The organism is Mesorhizobium sp. M2A.F.Ca.ET.039.01.1.1, from assembly GCF_003998035.1.
GTDB lineage: Bacteria > Pseudomonadota > Alphaproteobacteria > Rhizobiales > Rhizobiaceae > Mesorhizobium.
Map to the genome: position 1 here is coordinate 1 of NZ_RZRY01001536.1, position 443 is coordinate 443.

Sequence of the window (443 nt, forward strand, 5' to 3'; positions counted from 1 at the left end):
CTTTACAGCCGCCTTGCTTCGCATTCGCGGTGAGATCGAACTTGCAAACGGAGCGGGAGACAGGGCGGCAGAGGCTTCTTTCCGCGAGGCGATTGCCTTTGCGCGGCGGCAGAACGCCAGGAGTTGGGAGCTGCAGGCGACCACCAGTCTGGCGAAGCTATTGCGGTCACAGGGCAGGTTCGAAGAGGCCCGTGCGGAATTGCGGGAGATCAACGATTGGTTCATCGCAGCAGACGTGGCGTGATCGACGCCTTGTGCCAGCTACGATCGGCCGGCGGGCGCTGGATAGCTCCGCTGTTGATTTCGCTGGAAAGTTTCCAGCAGCCTCCGCAGCCCATCAAGATTGAGGATCCGGCGTGACGGTACTTAACGATCGTCTTCTCGAAAGCAAGATGACCAAGGTGGAGCAGTCGCGAGCCTGGAGCCCACGCGTCATCTCGAAA

At 60.3% G+C, this 443-nt stretch carries 1 protein-coding gene; it reads left to right on the top strand.

Translation table 11 applies throughout. The features are described from left to right. Positions 1–244: hypothetical protein (locus EOA24_RS42305; RefSeq protein WP_189354733.1), on the top strand; the 244-nt coding region annotated here is incomplete at its 5' end. Positions 245–443: the final 199 nt, after the last annotated feature.